The sequence below is a fragment of the Pseudactinotalea sp. Z1748 genome (assembly GCF_049725185.1).
Lineage (GTDB): Bacteria > Actinomycetota > Actinomycetes > Actinomycetales > Beutenbergiaceae > CALKWS01.
The window spans coordinates 164,501-180,955 of sequence record NZ_JBMPQB010000003.1 but is presented as its reverse complement, the minus strand read 5'-3'; the positions used below and the strand labels follow the sequence as shown (position 1 = coordinate 180,955).

The following is a 16,455-nucleotide window of genomic DNA, read 5'->3' as shown; positions in this document are numbered from 1 at the left end:
CGGTCCCGGTCTCACTGTAGAACTATGAGCGGACCAAGCCCTCAGCAGAACGAAGCGACGCTAGGTACCACCCCAGGAGGAATGGGGAGAACGGCGTTGCTGACGGTGACCGTCCTGACGTTTCTCAACTACGCGGCGTTGCTGCCGGTGGTACCGATGTGGGCGTCCAGCGGCGGAGCCGGGGGCCTTGCGGTGGGAAGCACCACAGCAGTGATGATGGGCGCCACCGTGGTTGCTCAATGTGCGGCACCCCTGATCTTCAAACTGTTCCGGCTGCGCGAGATGATGGTCCTCGGCGCACTCCTTCTCGGCGTGCCCGCCCCGTTCTACATCCTCTCCGCGCAGATGTGGGCCATTAGTGCCCTCACGATCATCCGTGGCCTCGGCTTTGCGCTGGTCGTGATCGCTGGTGCCACTTTGGCTGCTGACCTTGCCAGGACAGGCCGCCTCTCATCATCCGCTTCTCTCTACGGGACTGCGGCCGCACTGCCCAACCTGGTTGCGTTGGCCGGTGGGCCCTGGGCCGCACAGGCCTTCGGCTTCGGCCTGGTGTTCTGGCTCTCGGGAGGTGCCTGTCTCGTAGGCGCCGGACTCTCCCTCATGCTCCCCGCCCGGGCTCGCGGTAGATTCACGCTCGGTTCGGTCCGCAACGTAGGTCGGATAGCCACTCCGATCGGGCTTCTTCTACTCACCGCCGCGGCCTTCGGAGCAACCACAACATTCCTGCCGATCTCGGGGCCGAGCACAGCAGAAGCCTCCGTCGCCTTGCTCGTAGCCTCCGTGATGCTGATCGTCGGACGACTCGGAGCCGGCGTCATCGGTGACCGAACTCGACCCGGAAATCTCTCGCTAATCTCCGCACTGCTGGTAGCGGGCGGACTGGCCCTGACCTCCGAAGCCCTCCGCGGCACCCCATCGGTACTACTCGTCGCGGCGGCAATGATCGGGGCCGGGTTCGGCGCCAGCCAGAACGACACTTTTGTGCTGACGCTCCACCGTCTCGGACCTTCTCGATCCGGCACGGCTAGCACCCTATGGAACATGGCCTACGACGGCGGACTCGGAGCCGGCGCACTCGTGCTGGGGTGGACTCTCGGCAACACTGGCTACGTTGGCGCATTCTTGTTGATGAGCATCGCCATCGCCGCCATCGCAACCACGACGGCAGGGCTGCACCTGCGCCGTCGTCACCGCAGCGCAACGGTCCTCAACCCACTGAACTGACCTAGTTGTCCTGCCGCACCAGCGGTCCCAGGACGCCGGGATGGCCGGGCGTCGCCATCGGGCCAGGTCCTCGGGACCGGCTACCGACTGGATCTTCTCGAGGCTGCGAACCACTCTTCGTGGTGAACGCCGTCGGTGCACCAAGAACGCATCACTGTGCCAGTTCGGCGAGGAAGGCGAGCAGGAGTCTGTTGAACGCTTCGGGGTTGTCCTGGTGCGCTTGGTGACCGGCCTCGGGGATCTCCTCATAGTGGAAGCGCCCACCGTCGACCGGCCACCGCCTCGCGGTCATCGCTGTGAGCCGACCGGCCGCACTGGCATCAAGCGCCCCTCGGGTGGCAAGGACGGGCACAGCGAACCGCTTGCCCTGCAGTCCGTCTCCAGCGCCGCGAGAGACATCGACAAGCCTGCCAAAGTCTTCCCGGGTGACACCCGATGTAGTGGCACGCACATACTCCCGGGCCCCTGATGTTGTTGCGGTGCCCTGTGGCAGTTGCTTGCGGATCAGCCGGGTTGGCAGCAACGCGCCGATCATCCCGGAGAGCCGCCAGGCAAGACGCAGTCGTGCCTTGACGCCTCGGCCGGTGGGGTTGATGCACGGGGCGCCGATAGTCACAAGTCCGGCGGCTCGTTGGGGACTCTCCAGGACGACTCGCTGAGAGACCATCCCACCCAACGACTGGCCCACCAGTACGGCACGGTCCGAGCCGTTGACCTCATCCAGCAGAGCCAACAGATCCGCACTCATATCATCGGCAGTTGGTTCGTCCAGGCCGTGCGGGACGGACGCGCCATGGCCCCTGAGATCCCATAGCAGGACCCGATATCCAGTTGCGACCATTGGCTGGACCTGGCCGTCGAACATGCGGCGGTCCATCCACCCGCCATGGGTGAAAACAACCAGCGGCCCGCGCGACGGTCCGTGCACCTCGGCTTCGAGCACGGTACCGGCCCTGGGCACCTGCACCGGCTCAATATGTGGGAAAGCGTCCATGTCTTCCTTCCACTTCTGAGGTTCTTTCGGGTGTGGCTGCACTCAGGTCAAGCATGCCCGCAGTGAGGCCTCGACCTCTTCGGGACCGGCGTCCGGGCCGAACGCGAGGTGATGCAGGATCGCGCCGTCCACCTGAGTGAGGACGCGGCGCGCGGTGGCAAAGGGTTGTGGGAAGCCCAGCGTTTCCAGGACCCTGGCTGCCGCGCTCTCGACCTGGCTGCGACCCGCCGCGAGCACGGCTCGTACCTCTGGGTCGTGGAAGGCCTCGGTGAACAGGGCGAGGCGCGCTGCGGTCAGGGTGCGCTGTGGTCCGGTGGCCTCGCGGATGAAGGTGCTGAGTGATGCCACGAGATCATCGACGTTCTGCGGCGGGCCCTCTGCGGCGAAGGTGTGCTGCTCGGTCGCCACGAGATGGTCGACGACAGCGTGGAGCAAGTCTGCGCGGGTACGGAAGTGGTTGGATGCGGAGCCCTTCGGTAGGCCAGCGGCCGCATCGACCCGCCCATGAGTGAGGGCACGTATTCCCTGAGTGCCGAGCAGCTCGACGGATGCGTTCAGCGCTTGGTCACGTGTGCCCATGGCGCCCTTCGTCGTTGCCGTTGTCGTCTGCTTGCCTTGTTGAGGCGAAACGCGACAGTACGTTCATGGCGCGATACCTGACCGTCGGAAGGCGTCTGGCCGTCGATATGCGGCTGAGGACCCGGGAGGCCCTGACCATGCGTTGCCCAGCCCGGCGCCGTCGTCGATCGAAGTCCTGCAGACCTTGCGTGGTCGAACCTGCCGTGCTCAGGCTCTCCGCGAGGGTGACGGCGTCGACGATGGCCTCGCAGGCGCCCCGGCCCGCGTTCGGAGCCATCGCGTGGGCGGCATCACCGAGGATGACCCTGTGGTCACGACTCAAGGAGCCAATCGGAGGCATGTCGTAGAGCACCCGCTGGTCGATGTCGACCGGATCAAGTCTGGTTACCACCTCGCGCACGATCGGGTGCCAGTCGCCGAAGAGGGCGGTGAGAAGTTCGGCGACGTTTCGGTAGCTCGGCTGCTCGGCCAGAACGTCCTCGCGCACGGAGGCGAACCAGTTGGTCATCCCCGCCTCCTGGGGTGTGACGCCGAAGACCCGACCCTCTCCCCCAGGTCTCGCACGCTGCCTCGACCCGACCGGGGACGACACCCCGGAAGGCCACCGCACCCAACGGCCGCGGATCCACCGTTCGGCCGGCGACCATGGTTCGAAGGCGACTGTTGATGCCGTCGGCTCCGATCACCAGGTCGGCCTCGGGCAGATTGGCCGCGTCTTCCACGGGCGTGGCCCAGCGGACTGCGCCCTCAAGTGCGCCCTCGTACAAGATGCGGTGCAGTGCCGGCCGCGAGATGAGATAGGCGGGTTCACGCGAGGTGATCCGGGCGAAGGTGGTCCCCTCCGGGCGTCGGAAGGTCGCACCGTGCTGGGCGACGCCCGCCTCGCGCACCCGATCTCCTACGCCCAAGCGGTCCAGCGCTGCGATGGCCTCGGGCCACATCCCCAGGGCCGTCCCGGCCTCCGGTAAGCCGTCGGCCCTCTCCAGGATCTCCACCCGCCACCGGGTGGCCAGCAACGCCCTGCCCACGGCGAGTCCGCCGATGCCAGCCCCGACAATGATCGCCCGTCCGGTCATCCCCAGATAGTACTACGTTTATAGTACGCATTAACCTAATCAGTAGTGTCAGGCGCTGGGGCGAGGTAGCACCAGGCGCTGACGCGGGCCGCCCGACGGCTGGCCGTTGGCGCGGGCTCCCGCCACGACTGAACTGCGGACCCTCGGTACAGTAACTGCGTCCCCATCGACGGAATCGGAGCCCGTGATGAGCCAGTATCAGGTGATCAACCCAGCCTCGGGTGAGCAGGTGGCTTCGTTCCCAGCATTCACCGGTGAGCAGGTGGAGGCGGGGATCGCTGCTGCCGCTGAAGCGTATCGCACGTGGAGGGCGACGCCGGTGGCTGAGCGCGCCGCCGGGGTGCGCCGGGCAGCCCGGCTGCACCGCGAGCGTCGGGAGGACCTGGCCCGCATCATCGTGCAGGAGATGGGCAAGCCCTACCTGCAGGCGATCGAGGAAGTCGACTTCGCAGCCGACGTCAACGACTTCTATGCCGACCACGCCGAGGCGATCACCCGGGAGGAACCGGTGGACATCCTCGGAGAAGGAAGCGCGGTGGTGCGACGTGCACCGCTGGGCGTGCTGCTGGGGATCATGCCGTGGAACTTTCCCTACTACCAAGTGGCCAGGTTCGCCGCACCCAATCTGGTGGTGGGCAACACGATCCTGCTCAAGCACGCCCCGCAGTGCCCCCAGTCGGCTGCGGCGATCGAGCAGATCTACCGGGACGCAGGTCTGCCCGAGGGGGCATACGTCAACGCCTACCTCACCAACGACCAAGCCGCCGATGTAATCGCCGACGACCGGGTCCAGGGTGTGTCGCTCACCGGTCGGAGCGGGCTGGGGCCGCGGTCGCGGAGGTTGCCGGGCGGCACCTGAAGAAGGTTGCCCTGGAACTGGGTGGATCGGACCCGTTCATCCTGTTGTCCACTCACGACATGGACGCCACCGTGCAAGCGGCGCTACTGGCGCGGTTGGACAACTCCGGGCAGGCCTGTTCGGCCGGCAAACGGTTCATCATCATCGAGGAGTTGTACGACGAATTCCTGGAGAAGTTCCAGGCTGCGATGGCGGCGGTGGAACCGGGTGACCCCACGTCGGTGAACACCGAACTTGGCCCGTTGTCCTCCGTGCAGGCGGCCCGGAACCTGCAGGACCAACTGGACCGTGCCGTAGCCGACGGTGCCACGTTGCGGCTCGGCGGCCAACGTTCCGGGGCGTTCTTCCCCCCGGCGGTGCTGACCGACGTCACCCCGCAGATGAACGCCTACGGGGAAGGGTTCTTCGGTCCCGTAGCCATGGTGTTCCGGGTGAGCAGCGAGCGGGACGCCATTGAACTGGCCAACGACACCGGGTTCGGCCTGGGTTCCTACGTCTTCACCACCGACCAGCAGCAGGCGGACCGAGTGGCCGACGAGTTGGACGTGGGCATGGTGTTCATCAACATCGTGGCCGCCGATAGCCCCGAGTTGCCTTTCGGCGGTGTGAAGCGCTCCGGGACCGCGCGGGAACTCGGCCTGCTGGCACCTTCATCGACCTGCTGTGCGACGACGACGCTCGCGCCCGGGCGGCGACCGAGTTCGCCGAGCGGTCCGAAGCCGAGGGGATGGAGCCGCTACTGCCGGCGAACTTCCAGCCGCCGACCCACCTGCCGTGGCCGGAGTACGTGCGCGACCGGGAGGGCAACCGTCGCTGGCTCGGTACCGGAGCCCACGGCTGAGGCGGTCCCGCGCCGTCCGCATCTGAGAAGCCCGCACGCCCGGCCCGGCACCGATGCCGGGCCGGACGGGCTGCCCGGGAGCCCTCAGCAGGTCAGCGCGGCCGCCTCACCCTTCTGCCACGAGCACTCCAGGTCCGGGTCGGACTCGCTCGCGGGATCGATCGCCATCGGGGCAACCGCCGCACCACCGTCCTCGGAGTGCGACGCCAGGGTCACCGCGATCTGGTCCTCGATGTCGCCGATGCCCACCAGATGGTTGTTGAACAGCATCGCGAACACCAGGTCACGCCCGTCGGCGTCGGTGACATAGCCGCTCAGGGCGGTCACGCCGGTCAGACTTCCGGTCTTGGCGTGCACGTTCCCCTGGGCCGGGGTCTCACACATCCGCGAGTTCAGGGTCCCACCGACCATCCGCTCCCCCGCGCAGGCCACCGGGAACTCGGCATACCAGTCCTCGAACCAGTCGGCCTCCTGCACCTCGTACAGGAAGGTGGCGAACTCACCGGCGGGGATCTGGTTGCCGCGGGACAGGCCCGAGCCGTCCACCAGACGCAGCTCACTGGTCACCCCCAACGACTCCAGGTAGCCGCGAAGCACCTCGGCGCCGCTGGACCAGTCGCCACTGCCGGCGACCTCATCGCCGAGGGTCTTCAGGAGCACTTCGCCGTGGCCGTTGTTGGACAGTTTCATGAACGGGTTGAGCAGTTCCGTCAGCGTCATCGACTCGTGCGTTGCCACCACCTCGGCACCGCTCGGTGTGGACACGCCCGTCCGGATGTCACCGGTGACCTCGACGCCATGGTCCTGCAGCGCCCTGTCGAACACCGCCGCGGCCTTGCCGGCCGGCTCCCACACCGCGCGCCACACCCGCCTGGCATCGGCGTCCGCGGCAATCGTGCCACTGACCGTCCAGGTGTTCGAGCCCCGCTCACGCGTCACGCTGATCGAGGTCGACCCGCCCGGCGCCACGGTGGTGGCTTGGTTGTCGATGGTGATGTAGTCGGATTCGGGGATGACCGAGACCTCAGCGGCCTCGCCGGCACTGCCCGGAGCGGTGTCGATGATGACCGTGCCGGCGTCGTAGTCCTCATTCGGGCCCACCGACAGTGCGGAGATCTGGGCGGAGTAGTAGAAGTCCTCATCGCCCCAGGACCAGAACGGGCCCAGTCGTTGACTGTCGAACCGGGTGTCGTCGGCAACCAGGTCCCCGTGCACCCGGCGGATACCGGCGTCGGCCACTTGCTCCGCCAGCGCGGCGTAGTCCTGCTCCAGCATGGTGGGGTCGCCGTCGCCCTTGAGGTACAGGTCCCCGTGCACCACCTCGGAGTTCCCGCGCCGCTCACCGTCGGTGAGCACCGTGGTGGTGTAGGTGTAGTCCGGCCCGAGCAACTCCATCGCCGCCGCCGATGTCAGCATCTTCACGTTCGAAGCGGGCATCAGTCGATAACCCGGGTTGTGCTCGTACAGCCGCTCCCCCGTCCGGGCGTCCTGGACCACCACCCCGGCCAGCGCCCCGTCCAACCGGGAGTCTGCCAGGATCCGGTCGACGTCCTCGACCCAGGCCGGAGCATCCCCGCTGGGCATGGTGTCGTTGCCGGTCATCGGTGCCTGTGCGGCGATCACACCGGCCGCCAGCGCCACCACCGCGCCCAGCGGTGCCTTGTATCCACGCAACATCGAGTGCCTCACTTCGTCGTAAGAAAGGGACGCCCGGACCGTAGCGCGGTAACCAAACGTCGTCAACCATGGTAAATGTCTTTCGAGCGGTTTCAGCCGGACCTGGCCAGCAGCATCACCACGTTCAACACCGCAATCGCCATCGCCCCGTAGAACGGCAACCGGCGCGGTGCCGCCACCGAGGCGGCTGCCAGCACCCCCGCGACCGCGAGCACCCCCCAGGCCCACCAGGGCACCGGTCCCGCAGGCCCGAGCACCCCTACGGCCGTACCGGCGAGAAGAACGACGACGGCAAGGCGCCCGCAGGTAGGTGCGCCGAGCCGGTGGCCCAGCCCGCGCACCCCGGTGGCGGCATCATCGCTCAGGTCCGGCAGCACATTGACCAGATGCGCTCCGACCCCGAGCAGACCACCGACGGCGAGCATCCACCAGGGCGGCAGCATCGCGGGAGTCAACGCCAGCCATGGAACGGCCGGCAGTGCAGCGAATGCGGCGGCATAGGGCACCCATGACCAGACCGTCGCTTTCAGTCCGGCGTTGTAGACCCAGCCCGAGCCGACCAGCACCAGGTGCGCCAACGCCGCAGGCCAACCCAGCGCCAGGCTCGAGGCGAGACACACCAGCGCCGATGCGACAAGAGCCGCCACGACCATCGCTTTGGTCAACTCGCCCGTGGCCAGCGGCTTGTCCGTACGCCCCACAGCCCGGTCCCGGTCCGCGTCGAGCAGGTCGTTGGACCAGCCGATCGTGAACTGCCCGGTCAGCACCGCCAGTGCTATGACGGCGATGGTCCCGGCGTCGTGATCTGCCTCCACAGCCAGCAGCGTCGCCAGGGTGGTGACCACCACGGAAGGGGCGGGATGGGTGGCACGCAGCAGAGCGATGACGATGCGCACCCCCCGAGGCTACGCGGTCCCGCCCGCGCCGGCACAGGACGCGAACCCTGGCGAATGTCCGTACGCTCGAGAAATGACACAGGTGCTCGCCGTCGCGCCGGTGCTTCCTGCGCACCGGTACAGCCAGAGCCAGCTCACCGATGCACTGGTGCCGATCATCGGAGTGGACGCCCCGGGCGAACGCATGCTGCGGCGCATCCACGGCGGCTGCGAGGTTGACTACCGGCACCTGGCACTGCCCCTGGAGCGTTACGCCGCGCTGTCCGATTTCGGGCAGACCAACGACGCATTCATCGAAGCTGCCGTCGAGTTGGGTGCCCTCGCCCTGACCAACGCCCTGCGGGAGGCCGGGCTGACGCCGCAGGATGTCGACCTGGTGGTCTCGGTCACGATCACCGGGCTTGCCGTGCCCTCGCTTGAGGCGCGGATAGCCGAACGGGTGGGGTTGCGCCCCGACGTGGTGCGGCTGCCCATCGTGGGCCTCGGGTGCATGGCCGGCGCCGCAGGCACGGCGCGGCTGCATGACTTCCTGCGGGGACGGCCCGACGGCGTTGCTGCCCTGATCAGCGTGGAGCTGTGTTCCCTGACGATCCAGCGTGGTGATGACTCCGGAGCGAACCTGGTGGCCAGTGGGTTGTTCGGCGACGGCGGTGGCGCGCTCATCGCGACCGGAGCGGATCACCCGAGCGTGCCGAGCAGCACCGGCCCGCGGGTGCTGGACTCGGCCAGCCGCCTCTACATCGGAACCGCCGAGGCCATGGGCTGGGACGTGGGCAGCACCGGACTGCGCATCGTGCTGGGAGCGGAGGTACCCGATCTGGTCCGCGACAACGTGGGCGACGACGTCGCGGCCTTCCTCGCCCGCAACGGCCTGACCATCGCCGATGTGGGCTGGTGGGTGTGCCACCCCGGTGGCCCGAAGGTGATCGACTCCCTCGCCGAGACCCTCGGCCTGCCGCACGCGGCCCTGGAACTGACCAGCCGATCCCTTCGGGAGGTGGGCAACCTCTCCTCGGCCTCGGTCCTGCACATCCTGCGGGCCGCCTTGGACCGCTCGCCCGAGCCGGGTACCTCCGGCCTGATGATGGCGATGGGCCCGGGGTTCAGCCTGGAACTGGTGCTGTTGGAGGCCCGATGACGTCCCAGATCCTGTTCACCGTGCTGATCGCGGCCGTCGGGCTGGAGCGGGTGGCTGAACTGATCGTCGCGCGCCGCAACGCGGCGTGGGCCTTCGCCCGTGGCGGCTGGGAGGCCGGTGCCGGTCACTACCCGGTGATGGTGGTGCTGCACACCGGGCTGCTCGCCGGCGCCCTGGTGGAGGTCTGGTTGACCCCGGCCCCGTTCGTGCCGGTGCTCGGGGTGACGATGCTGGTGCTGGCGCTGGGCTCCCAGGGATTGCGCTGGTGGTGCATCTCCTCCCTGGGACCGCGCTGGAACACCCGGGTGATCGTGGTGCCCGGGCTGCCCTTGGTCCAGGGCGGCCCGTACCGGTGGCTGCGCCACCCCAACTATGTTGCCGTGGTGGTGGAGGGCCTCGCCCTGCCGCTGGTGCACTCTGCCTGGATCACCGCAGCGGTGTTCACGGTGGCCAACGCCGCGCTGCTCACCGTGCGGATCCGGACCGAGAACCGCGCGCTCGTCGCCGCAGCACCGGCACAGGGCTGAGGCGTGGCCGTTGATCTGGTCATCGCCGGTGGCGGCCCGGCCGGGCTGGCCACCGCACTGCACGCGGTCGCGGCCGGAATGTCGGTGGTGGTGCGTGAGCCGCGCGAGGGCGTGATCGACAAGGCTTGTGGGGAGGGCGTGATGCCCGCAGGGATCGCCCACCTGGAGCGACTCGGTGTGCACCCGAAGGGGCAGGACCTCAAGGGAGTGCGGTACTGCACCCCGGGTCGGCAGGCCGAGGCGCGTTTCCTGGGCCCGCCGGGGCGCGGGGTGCGTCGCACCGAATTGCACCGCGCACTGCTGCGGGTCACTCGCGAGGCCGGTATCGCCATCGAGCACACCCGCGTGCGGGCGGTCGAATCCCACGCCCGGGGCGTCATCGTCGATGGCACCGTCGCCGGGTACCTCATCCTGGCCGACGGCCTGCACTCCCCCGGGCGCCGGATGCTCGGACTGGACCGGCCCACCCGTGGGCCGGGACGGTACGGGTTGCGCCAGCACGTACGCCTCGCGCCGTGGACCGACCATGTCGAGGTGCACTGGTCCGCCCACGCGGAGGCGTATGTGACCCCGGTTGCCGAGGACGAGGTCGGCATCGCGATCCTGACCAGCCGACGGGCACCCTATGAGACCCAGCTGGCCGAGTTCACCGACCTGCGCGCGCGCCTGGCCGGGGCGGCGCCCGCCTCCTCGGTGCGCGGCGCCGGACCGTTGCGCCAGCATGCCCGACGGCGAGTGGCCGGCCGCGTCCTCCTGGTCGGCGATGCCGGTGGGTACCTCGATGCGATCACCGGTGAGGGCGTCAGCCTGGCGCTCGCCCAGGCCCAGGGCGCGATCGAGGCGATCGTGCAGGACCGTCCCGGCAGGTATGAACGGACGTGGCGCCGGATCGTGCGCCGCCACTCCATCCTGACGCGGGCGCTCGTGGTTGCTGGCGCCTCCCCGCTCCGGCCGCACCTGGTATCGGCAGCCCAACGCCTACCGTGGTTGTTCTCCGCCGCCGTCAACGAGGTCGGACGCGCCTGAGCAGGGCTCGGTCCGGAAGCCGATCGCCTTGTGGCTGCCGTCGCAGAACGGCTTGATGGTCGAGACCCCGCAGCGGCACAGTGCCACGGTCCGGCGCGCCATGGGGATGGGCGTGCCATCGGCTCCGAGGAGGGTGACACCACCCCGGACCAGGAGCGGTCCGTTCGGATAGGCGGTGATGCTCGGTTCAGGGGGCTGGTTCATACAGGTCCTCCGTCACGGGGTCAGGCATCGGTCAGCGGCTTGCGCAGGGAGGAGCGACCCTGCTGCCAGGCATCCAGCAGGTGCGCCCCGACCCAGTCATCGACCCTCAGGCAGGCCATGGCGCCGAACACGATGTCCTCGAGGAGTGCCGGCTCATCCTCGGCGAGCGAGCCGGCCATGTCGTGCCCGGCGATCTGTTCGTGAACGGCGTCGGCCTCCACATGCTCATCGAAGTACCAGGTCACCTCCGGTCCGAACCCGAGCCGGCGGAAGCCTTCACCGTAGTGCCGGTTGGGGATCGAGGAGGTCATCTCGAAAGCCGCGAGGTGCCCGATCACGGCACCCCGCAGCCTGCCGTTGATACCGAACATGGACATCAGGTTGTGCGAGGCCAGCGTGACCGCCGGGACATGGTCCACGTAGTGCCCGTAGTGGTCGCAAAGGCCCGCCCCACGCACAGTGCCGGCGAAGATCGCCGAGTGCATCCGTCCGGGATTGCCGCCGCCGTACTCATCGGCCTGGATCTCCACCAGGGCGGCCTTGGCGCGGCCGGTCAGGCGTGGGATGGCCCAGGAGTGCGGGTCCGCCTCCCGGAGGGTGTAAATACTGCGGTGTACCAGGAACTCCCGGGCCTGCTCTGCGGTGGCGTGCTTGGCCACATAACGCGACAGGCTCGGACCGCTGGGGCCGGGAGCGGTCAAGTCGAACAGCGCCTCGGCAACCGCCCCCGCAGTGGCCGCCGGCAACTCAGGAGGGCGGATCCGCTCCCGCAACGCGGACTCGAAGGCGTGCTCGAGGTCGGTGCGCAGCCGGATCAATTCGGGGGACCACTCCCACCGGTCCCCGAACTCGTCGAAGGATCCGTAGGCCAGGCTGTAGAGCGCGAACAGGCTCAGTTGCACATCGTCGTCGGTGATGACCTCACCCGCGCGCGCGAGCGCGTGGTCACCGATCGTGGCCAACTCACCGACTCCGTCTATACCAGGACCGCTGAGGAGGTTGAGCAGGTACGAACTCAGTTCCCCGCGGGGTGAGAAGGGGCTGAACGGTGCTGAACCCGGCGGGAGTGCGGCCACGGTCCGGACCTGCTCGCCGAGGGTGTCTTGAGTCATGTTTGCGCTCCCGTATCGGGCCGCGCCGCGGTGGCGCGAGCCTGAACGCACTTTCTCACCGGCATCTGCGGTGTGCATCTCGGCTCGGGGCCCACATCACCACCGTTGCCGCCGGCGCCGGGATACCCGAGACTAGGGGTACCCGCGTCGATGCAGGAGGCCGTCATGGTGCCGAGACCCGAAGTGGACGAACGCGAGGCCCGACGGGTCGCCGAACAGTCCCGGGACACCCGGTGGGACCAGCCGAGTTTCGCCAAGGAACTGTACCTGGGCCGCTTCCGACCGGAGATCCTCCAGAACCACCTGGCCCCGGATTCCGACCCGGATGAAGGCGGTGCGGCCTTCCTGGGGCGACTGCGCGAGGTTCTGGCCGGCATCGACGGTGCCGCGATCGAACGCGCGGCGAAGGTCCCCCAAGATGCCCTGGACGCTTTGGCGCAGGCCGGGGCCTTCGGGATGAAGATCCCGACCGAGTACGGTGGTGCGGGCCTGGGGCAGGTGTACTACAACCGCGCGCTGATGCTGGTGGGAACGGTCAGCCCCGCGCTTGGTGCGTTGTTGTCGGCGCACCAATCGATCGGGGTACCCGAGCCGGTACGCCAGTTCGGCACCGAGGAGCAGAAGGCACGGTTCCTGCCCAGGTGCGCTGCCGGTGAGATCTCCGCATTCCTGCTGACCGAGCCCGACGTGGGCTCCGACCCTGCCCGTCTGCACCTGAGGGCCACCCCCGACGAGGACGGCAACTACGTGCTCGACGGCTCCAAACTGTGGGCGACCAACGGGTCTATCGCCGATCTGCTGGTGGTCCTGGGCCGGGTCCCGGAGCAGGACGGACACCCCGGCGGGATCACCGCGTTCGTGGTCGAGGCGGACTCCCCCGGCATCACCATCGAGCGGCGAAATGCGTTCATGGGTCTGCGCGGCCTGGAGAACAGCCTGACCCGCTTCAGCAACGTCGTCGTTCCGGCCGCGAACATGCTCGGCCAGGAGGGCCGGGGCTTGAAGATCGCGCTGAGCACGCTGACCACCGGGCGGCTGTCGATCCCGGCAATGTGCGTCGCGGCCAGCAAGTGGTCCCTCAAGATCGGCCGGGAGTGGGCACGGGAGCGGGTGCAGTGGGGCCGGCCAGTGGGCGAGCACGCCGCAGTGGCGCACCGGATCGCTTTCATGGCCACCAACACCTACGCCCAGGAGGCGGTGCTCGAACTCACCTCCCGGCTGGCCGACGCCGACCGCGCCGACGTGCGGATCGAGGCAGCCCTGGCCAAACTCTTCACCTCCGAGCGGGCCTGGCTGATCGCCGACCACCTCGTCCAGATCCGTGGGGGCCGCGGGTACGAGACCGCGGACTCCCTACAAGCCCGCGGCGAGCGTGCGGCGCCGGTGGAGCAGGTCCTGCGCGACCTGCGCATCAACCGGATCTTCGAGGGATCCACCGAGATCATGCACCTGCTCATCGCCCGGGACGCGGTCGACACCCACCTGTCGGTGGCCGGTGACATCATCGACCCCGACGCCGCCGGGCAGGACAAGGCCCGCGCCGCCGTCCGGGCGGCGGGCTTCTACGCCGCCTGGCTCCCCGGTCTGCTCGCCGGCCAGGGGATGGTGCCGGGGTCCTACGCCGACTTCGGCCCGCTGGCCAGGCACCTGCGGTTCATCGAGCGGGCCAGTCGCCGGCTGGCCCGGTCCACCTTCTACGGGATGGCCCGCTGGCAGGGCGGGCTCGAGCACAAGCAGGGTTTCCTGGGCCGAGTGGTGGACATCGGCGCCGAACTCCTCGCGATGACCGCGGTGTGCCTGCGCGCGCGGACGCAGCAGGAGGACGGTAGCGCCCCGAATTCTGCTCGGTTGGCCGCGTCGTACTGCCGTCAGGCGCGGCGCACCGTGGCCCGGCTGTTCCACGACCTGTGGATCAACACCGATGCCTCGGATGAGCAGACCGCCCGAGCCGTACTCCGCGGGGACCTCAACTGGCTGGAAGCGGGAATCCTGGACCCCTCCGAGAACACCGGGCCCTGGATCGCACCGGACGAGGCTCTGCGCTAGCCCACCGGGGGCCCAGCATGCGGACGCCGCCGGCATGCCTGTGTCCGCACCGACGCGGCTCTGCGAGGCTCAGGTCACCAGCGAACGGAGGACGTATGCCCAGCAGCGAGACGCAGAGCCCTGAGACGCCCTTCGATCCCGTGCTACGCGAGCAGGTGATCGAGCGTGCCATCAGCCTGCTGGACGAACTCGACGAACTGGCCGGCGCCCTGCACGCCGACCCAGAGACGGCATTCGACGAGCACCGCTCCGCTGCCCGGATCGCCGACCTGCTCACGCGCCACGGCGCGGACGTAGAGGTGGGGGCCTACGGATTACCGACGGCGTTTCGCGCCGGCGCCGGCACGTCCGGCCCTAAGGTGGCGATCCTGGCCGAGTACGATGCCCTGCCCGAGATCGGGCATGCCTGCGGACACAACCTGATCGCCGCAATGTCGACCGGGGCGTTCCTGGTGGCCCGGGACCTGCTGTCTCAGGCCCACGACGGCGACCCTGCGTCGGGTGCCGGCACCGTGGAACTCATCGGCTCCCCGGCCGAGGAGGGCGGTGGCGGCAAGGAACTCATCCTGCGGGCAGGCGGCTTCGACGACGTCGACGCCGCCCTGATGGTCCATCCCGGCAACACCGACCGACTCGACGGGATGTTCCTGGGCATGCGGCATGTGGAGGTCACCTACACCGGGACAGCGGCCCACGCAGCGGTGGCCCCGGAGCGCGGGTACAACGCCCTGGATGCTGTGGTCACCGCCTACCAGTCGGTGGCCCAGGTGCGCCAGCACATCCTGCCGACCGACCGGGTGCACGGCATCATCACCGACGGCGGTCAGGCGCCCAACATCGTCCCGAACCGAGCGGCGGCGCACTTCTACGTACGCTCCGCCGGTGTGGACAGCCTACGTCACCTGTCCGCCCGGGTGGACGCGGCACTGCGCGGTGCCGCGACGGCCACCGGCACCACCGCCGAGATCGTCTGGGACCGCCAGCCGGCCTACCTGCCGGTCCGCTCCAACTCGGTCCTGACCCGGAGTTTCGCGGGTGCGCTGTCCGGACGGCGCGACCTGTCCGCCAGATCCGGCGGCGGTGCCTCCACGGACATGGGGAACGTGAGCCAGGTGGTCCCGGCGATCCATCCCAGTCTCGACACCACCGGCGCCGACATCCCCGCCCACACCGCCGAGTTCGCCGCCTCCACCCGCACTCCCCCCGCCCGGGACGCCCTGTTGGAGGGGGTGATCGGGATCGCGGGCACCGTGCTGGACGTGCTCAGTGATCCCCAGGTGCTGGCAGCCGCCCGGGCCGAGTTTGCCGAGACCGGCGGGCCCGTGCGCTGGCAGGACTGATCAGTCCACCTCCAGGGAGTCCACCAGTTGTGCGCAGCCGGCCTCGATCAGCTCGCGCTCGCTGGTCCACTGGCAGTACAGGTGCAGGAGCTGGTCCTGGGAGAAGAGCCAGTAACCGAGGTAGTCGTAGTTGCTCAGACGCACCGACTGGGTGATCGCGGGGTGGCCGGCCAGCAGCGTCATCTCCGCCTCAGAGATCTCCTCGGCCCCGATCTGGTCGCGGTAGTCCGCCAGCCGGTCCTCCACGGCCGCCAACGGCACCCGGTTGCACCCGTCGGCGGCGCCTTCCCAGTCCAGGCCGTCGTAGATCGCGACGTTGACCACGTTCAAGATCACCGGATCCGCCACTGGCTCGGCCACCCACAAGTCCACCAGGTTCTCCACCGGATTGTCCTCGTAATAGGAGAACGTCTCCACGAACCCCTCCGGGGTGGACCACTGGGCACCGGCCAGGTCCAATGACGCCAGCATCAACCCTTCGTCCTCATCCAGGGCGTCCGGATCACCGCACTCCAGGAACTCCGGGGGCAGGGTGACGCGCTCACGATCGCCGCTGTCATCGCCGTCGGGCTTCTTGGCCTGGTCGGCTCCCGGGGCAGCCCCACCCGGGTGCTGAACCTCATCCTCGGGGGTGCACCCCAGGAGCATCCCGGTCAGCCCTGCCGCAGCAAGCGCCGCTGCCCAGCGGTTCGCGCGCATCACGACGTCCTCCTGTCGACCGATCTCACCGGGCCGTCGGCCCCGCCGATCAGATTAGCTCAGTGCCCGCCGGAGGACCTGCGGTCCTGGCGAAATGTGTGTCGTGGCACACACGGGTAACCAAGCACCGCTATGGTGGTGCATCTGGCAAACCGTTGACCATCCCGGCCGCGGTTCGTCAGGACACCGACGTCCAGTGCCACGCTGATCAGGAGGC

Annotated in this window: 14 protein-coding genes and 2 pseudogenes; 7 read left to right on the top strand and 9 right to left on the bottom strand. The window is 68.8% G+C overall.

The window, feature by feature from the left end; translation table 11 throughout:
* The first annotated feature begins 81 nt into the window (after window positions 1-81).
* Complete coding sequence (locus tag ACO0LU_RS08145) at window positions 82-1,224, top strand: MFS transporter (protein WP_424790875.1); 1,143 nt, start codon at window positions 82-84, stop codon at window positions 1,222-1,224.
* A 151-nt stretch (window positions 1,225-1,375) separates the two neighbouring features.
* Here the strand turns inward: ACO0LU_RS08145 and ACO0LU_RS08140 are convergent, their stop codons facing one another.
* The 4 genes and pseudogenes from ACO0LU_RS08140 to ACO0LU_RS08125 all read right to left on the bottom strand — a co-directional run.
* A complete protein-coding gene (locus ACO0LU_RS08140; RefSeq protein WP_424790874.1) occupies window positions 1,376-2,218 on the bottom strand; it encodes an alpha/beta fold hydrolase in 843 nt (280 codons plus the stop codon).
* A gap of 42 nt (window positions 2,219-2,260) precedes the next feature.
* Window positions 2,261-2,797: a TetR/AcrR family transcriptional regulator gene (locus ACO0LU_RS08135; RefSeq protein ID WP_424790873.1), complete on the bottom strand. Its 537-nt coding sequence runs from the start codon at window positions 2,795-2,797 to the stop codon at window positions 2,261-2,263.
* On the bottom strand, window positions 2,784-3,305 hold the full coding sequence (locus ACO0LU_RS08130) for an FAD-dependent monooxygenase (protein WP_424790872.1): 522 nt from the start codon (window positions 3,303-3,305) through the stop codon (window positions 2,784-2,786). The genes ACO0LU_RS08135 and ACO0LU_RS08130 overlap by 14 nt, the downstream gene beginning before the upstream one ends.
* A gap of 250 nt (window positions 3,306-3,555) precedes the next feature.
* Window positions 3,556-3,873 (bottom strand): annotated as a pseudogene (locus tag ACO0LU_RS08125) (FAD-dependent oxidoreductase); the annotation flags it as partial.
* Between the two features lie 187 nt (window positions 3,874-4,060).
* Here ACO0LU_RS08125 and ACO0LU_RS08120 point away from each other — a divergent pair.
* A pseudogene (locus ACO0LU_RS08120) lies at window positions 4,061-5,379 on the top strand (aldehyde dehydrogenase family protein); the annotation flags it as partial.
* A 278-nt stretch (window positions 5,380-5,657) separates the two neighbouring features.
* Here ACO0LU_RS08120 and dacB read toward each other — a convergent pair.
* On the bottom strand, window positions 5,658-7,250 hold the full coding sequence (gene dacB / locus ACO0LU_RS08115) for a D-alanyl-D-alanine carboxypeptidase/D-alanyl-D-alanine endopeptidase (RefSeq protein WP_424790871.1): 1,593 nt from the start codon (window positions 7,248-7,250) through the stop codon (window positions 5,658-5,660).
* Between the two features lie 92 nt (window positions 7,251-7,342).
* Window positions 7,343-8,146, bottom strand: a complete 804-nt coding sequence (locus ACO0LU_RS08110) for a UbiA family prenyltransferase (protein ID WP_424790870.1) — start codon at window positions 8,144-8,146, stop codon at window positions 7,343-7,345.
* 73 nt (window positions 8,147-8,219) lie between these two features.
* On the opposite strand from ACO0LU_RS08110, the gene ACO0LU_RS08105 reads away from it, so the two are divergent.
* The 3 genes from ACO0LU_RS08105 to ACO0LU_RS08095 are packed head-to-tail and all read left to right on the top strand — an operon-like array spanning window position 8,220 to window position 10,837.
* Window positions 8,220-9,284 carry a type III polyketide synthase gene (locus ACO0LU_RS08105; protein WP_424790869.1) on the top strand — a complete coding sequence of 355 codons (1,065 nt, stop codon included), beginning with the start codon at window positions 8,220-8,222 and terminating at the stop codon, window positions 9,282-9,284.
* Window positions 9,281-9,811 carry an isoprenylcysteine carboxyl methyltransferase family protein gene (locus ACO0LU_RS08100; protein ID WP_424790868.1) on the top strand — a complete coding sequence of 177 codons (531 nt, stop codon included), beginning with the start codon at window positions 9,281-9,283 and terminating at the stop codon, window positions 9,809-9,811. Before ACO0LU_RS08105 ends, ACO0LU_RS08100 begins: the two co-directional genes overlap by 4 nt.
* A 3-nt stretch (window positions 9,812-9,814) precedes the next feature.
* The gene (locus ACO0LU_RS08095) at window positions 9,815-10,837 is read left to right on the top strand and encodes an NAD(P)/FAD-dependent oxidoreductase (RefSeq protein ID WP_424790867.1); all 1,023 of its coding nucleotides are present in this window, start codon (window positions 9,815-9,817) and stop codon (window positions 10,835-10,837) included.
* On the opposite strand, the gene ACO0LU_RS08090 is transcribed toward ACO0LU_RS08095, so the two are convergent.
* Complete coding sequence (locus ACO0LU_RS08090; RefSeq protein WP_424790866.1) at window positions 10,790-11,041, bottom strand: CDGSH iron-sulfur domain-containing protein; 252 nt, start codon at window positions 11,039-11,041, stop codon at window positions 10,790-10,792. The two genes, ACO0LU_RS08095 and ACO0LU_RS08090, sit on opposite strands and share 48 nt — an antisense overlap.
* Before the next feature lie 20 nt (window positions 11,042-11,061).
* Entirely contained in the window at window positions 11,062-12,153 is a 1,092-nt protein-coding gene (locus ACO0LU_RS08085; protein ID WP_424790865.1) for an iron-containing redox enzyme family protein, read from the bottom strand.
* Window positions 12,154-12,318: 165 nt separating this feature from the next.
* Here ACO0LU_RS08085 and ACO0LU_RS08080 point away from each other — a divergent pair, with 165 nt between their 5' ends.
* Together ACO0LU_RS08080 and ACO0LU_RS08075 are read left to right on the top strand one after the other, a co-directional pair.
* Window positions 12,319-14,199 (top strand): acyl-CoA dehydrogenase family protein, encoded by a 1,881-nt coding sequence (locus ACO0LU_RS08080; protein ID WP_424790864.1) that lies wholly within the window; start codon window positions 12,319-12,321, stop codon window positions 14,197-14,199.
* Between the two features lie 95 nt (window positions 14,200-14,294).
* Window positions 14,295-15,539, top strand: a complete 1,245-nt coding sequence (locus tag ACO0LU_RS08075) for an amidohydrolase (protein WP_424790863.1) — start codon at window positions 14,295-14,297, stop codon at window positions 15,537-15,539.
* Here ACO0LU_RS08075 and ACO0LU_RS08070 read toward each other — a convergent pair whose 3' ends face one another.
* Complete coding sequence (locus tag ACO0LU_RS08070) at window positions 15,540-16,241, bottom strand: hypothetical protein (protein WP_424790862.1); 702 nt, start codon at window positions 16,239-16,241, stop codon at window positions 15,540-15,542.
* Between the last annotated feature and the right edge of the window lie 214 nt (window positions 16,242-16,455).

Bases quoted from the DNA above. Each gene is read 5' to 3' on its own strand.
- ACO0LU_RS08100 (WP_424790868.1), top strand. From the start codon at position 9,281: ATGACGTCCCAGATCCTGTTCACCGTGCTGATCGCGGCCGTCGGGCTG.
- ACO0LU_RS08140 (WP_424790874.1), bottom strand. From the start codon at position 2,218: ATGGACGCTTTCCCACATATTGAGCCGGTGCAGGTGCCCAGGGCCGGT.
- ACO0LU_RS08080 (WP_424790864.1), top strand. From the start codon at position 12,319: ATGGTGCCGAGACCCGAAGTGGACGAACGCGAGGCCCGACGGGTCGCC.
- dacB (WP_424790871.1), bottom strand. From the start codon at position 7,250: ATGTTGCGTGGATACAAGGCACCGCTGGGCGCGGTGGTGGCGCTGGCG.
- ACO0LU_RS08075 (WP_424790863.1), top strand. From the start codon at position 14,295: ATGCCCAGCAGCGAGACGCAGAGCCCTGAGACGCCCTTCGATCCCGTG.
- ACO0LU_RS08130 (WP_424790872.1), bottom strand. From the start codon at position 3,305: ATGACCAACTGGTTCGCCTCCGTGCGCGAGGACGTTCTGGCCGAGCAG.
- ACO0LU_RS08085 (WP_424790865.1), bottom strand. From the start codon at position 12,153: ATGACTCAAGACACCCTCGGCGAGCAGGTCCGGACCGTGGCCGCACTC.
- ACO0LU_RS08145 (WP_424790875.1), top strand. From the start codon at position 82: ATGGGGAGAACGGCGTTGCTGACGGTGACCGTCCTGACGTTTCTCAAC.
- ACO0LU_RS08090 (WP_424790866.1), bottom strand. From the start codon at position 11,041: ATGAACCAGCCCCCTGAACCGAGCATCACCGCCTATCCGAACGGACCG.
- ACO0LU_RS08105 (WP_424790869.1), top strand. From the start codon at position 8,220: ATGACACAGGTGCTCGCCGTCGCGCCGGTGCTTCCTGCGCACCGGTAC.
- ACO0LU_RS08135 (WP_424790873.1), bottom strand. From the start codon at position 2,797: ATGGGCACACGTGACCAAGCGCTGAACGCATCCGTCGAGCTGCTCGGC.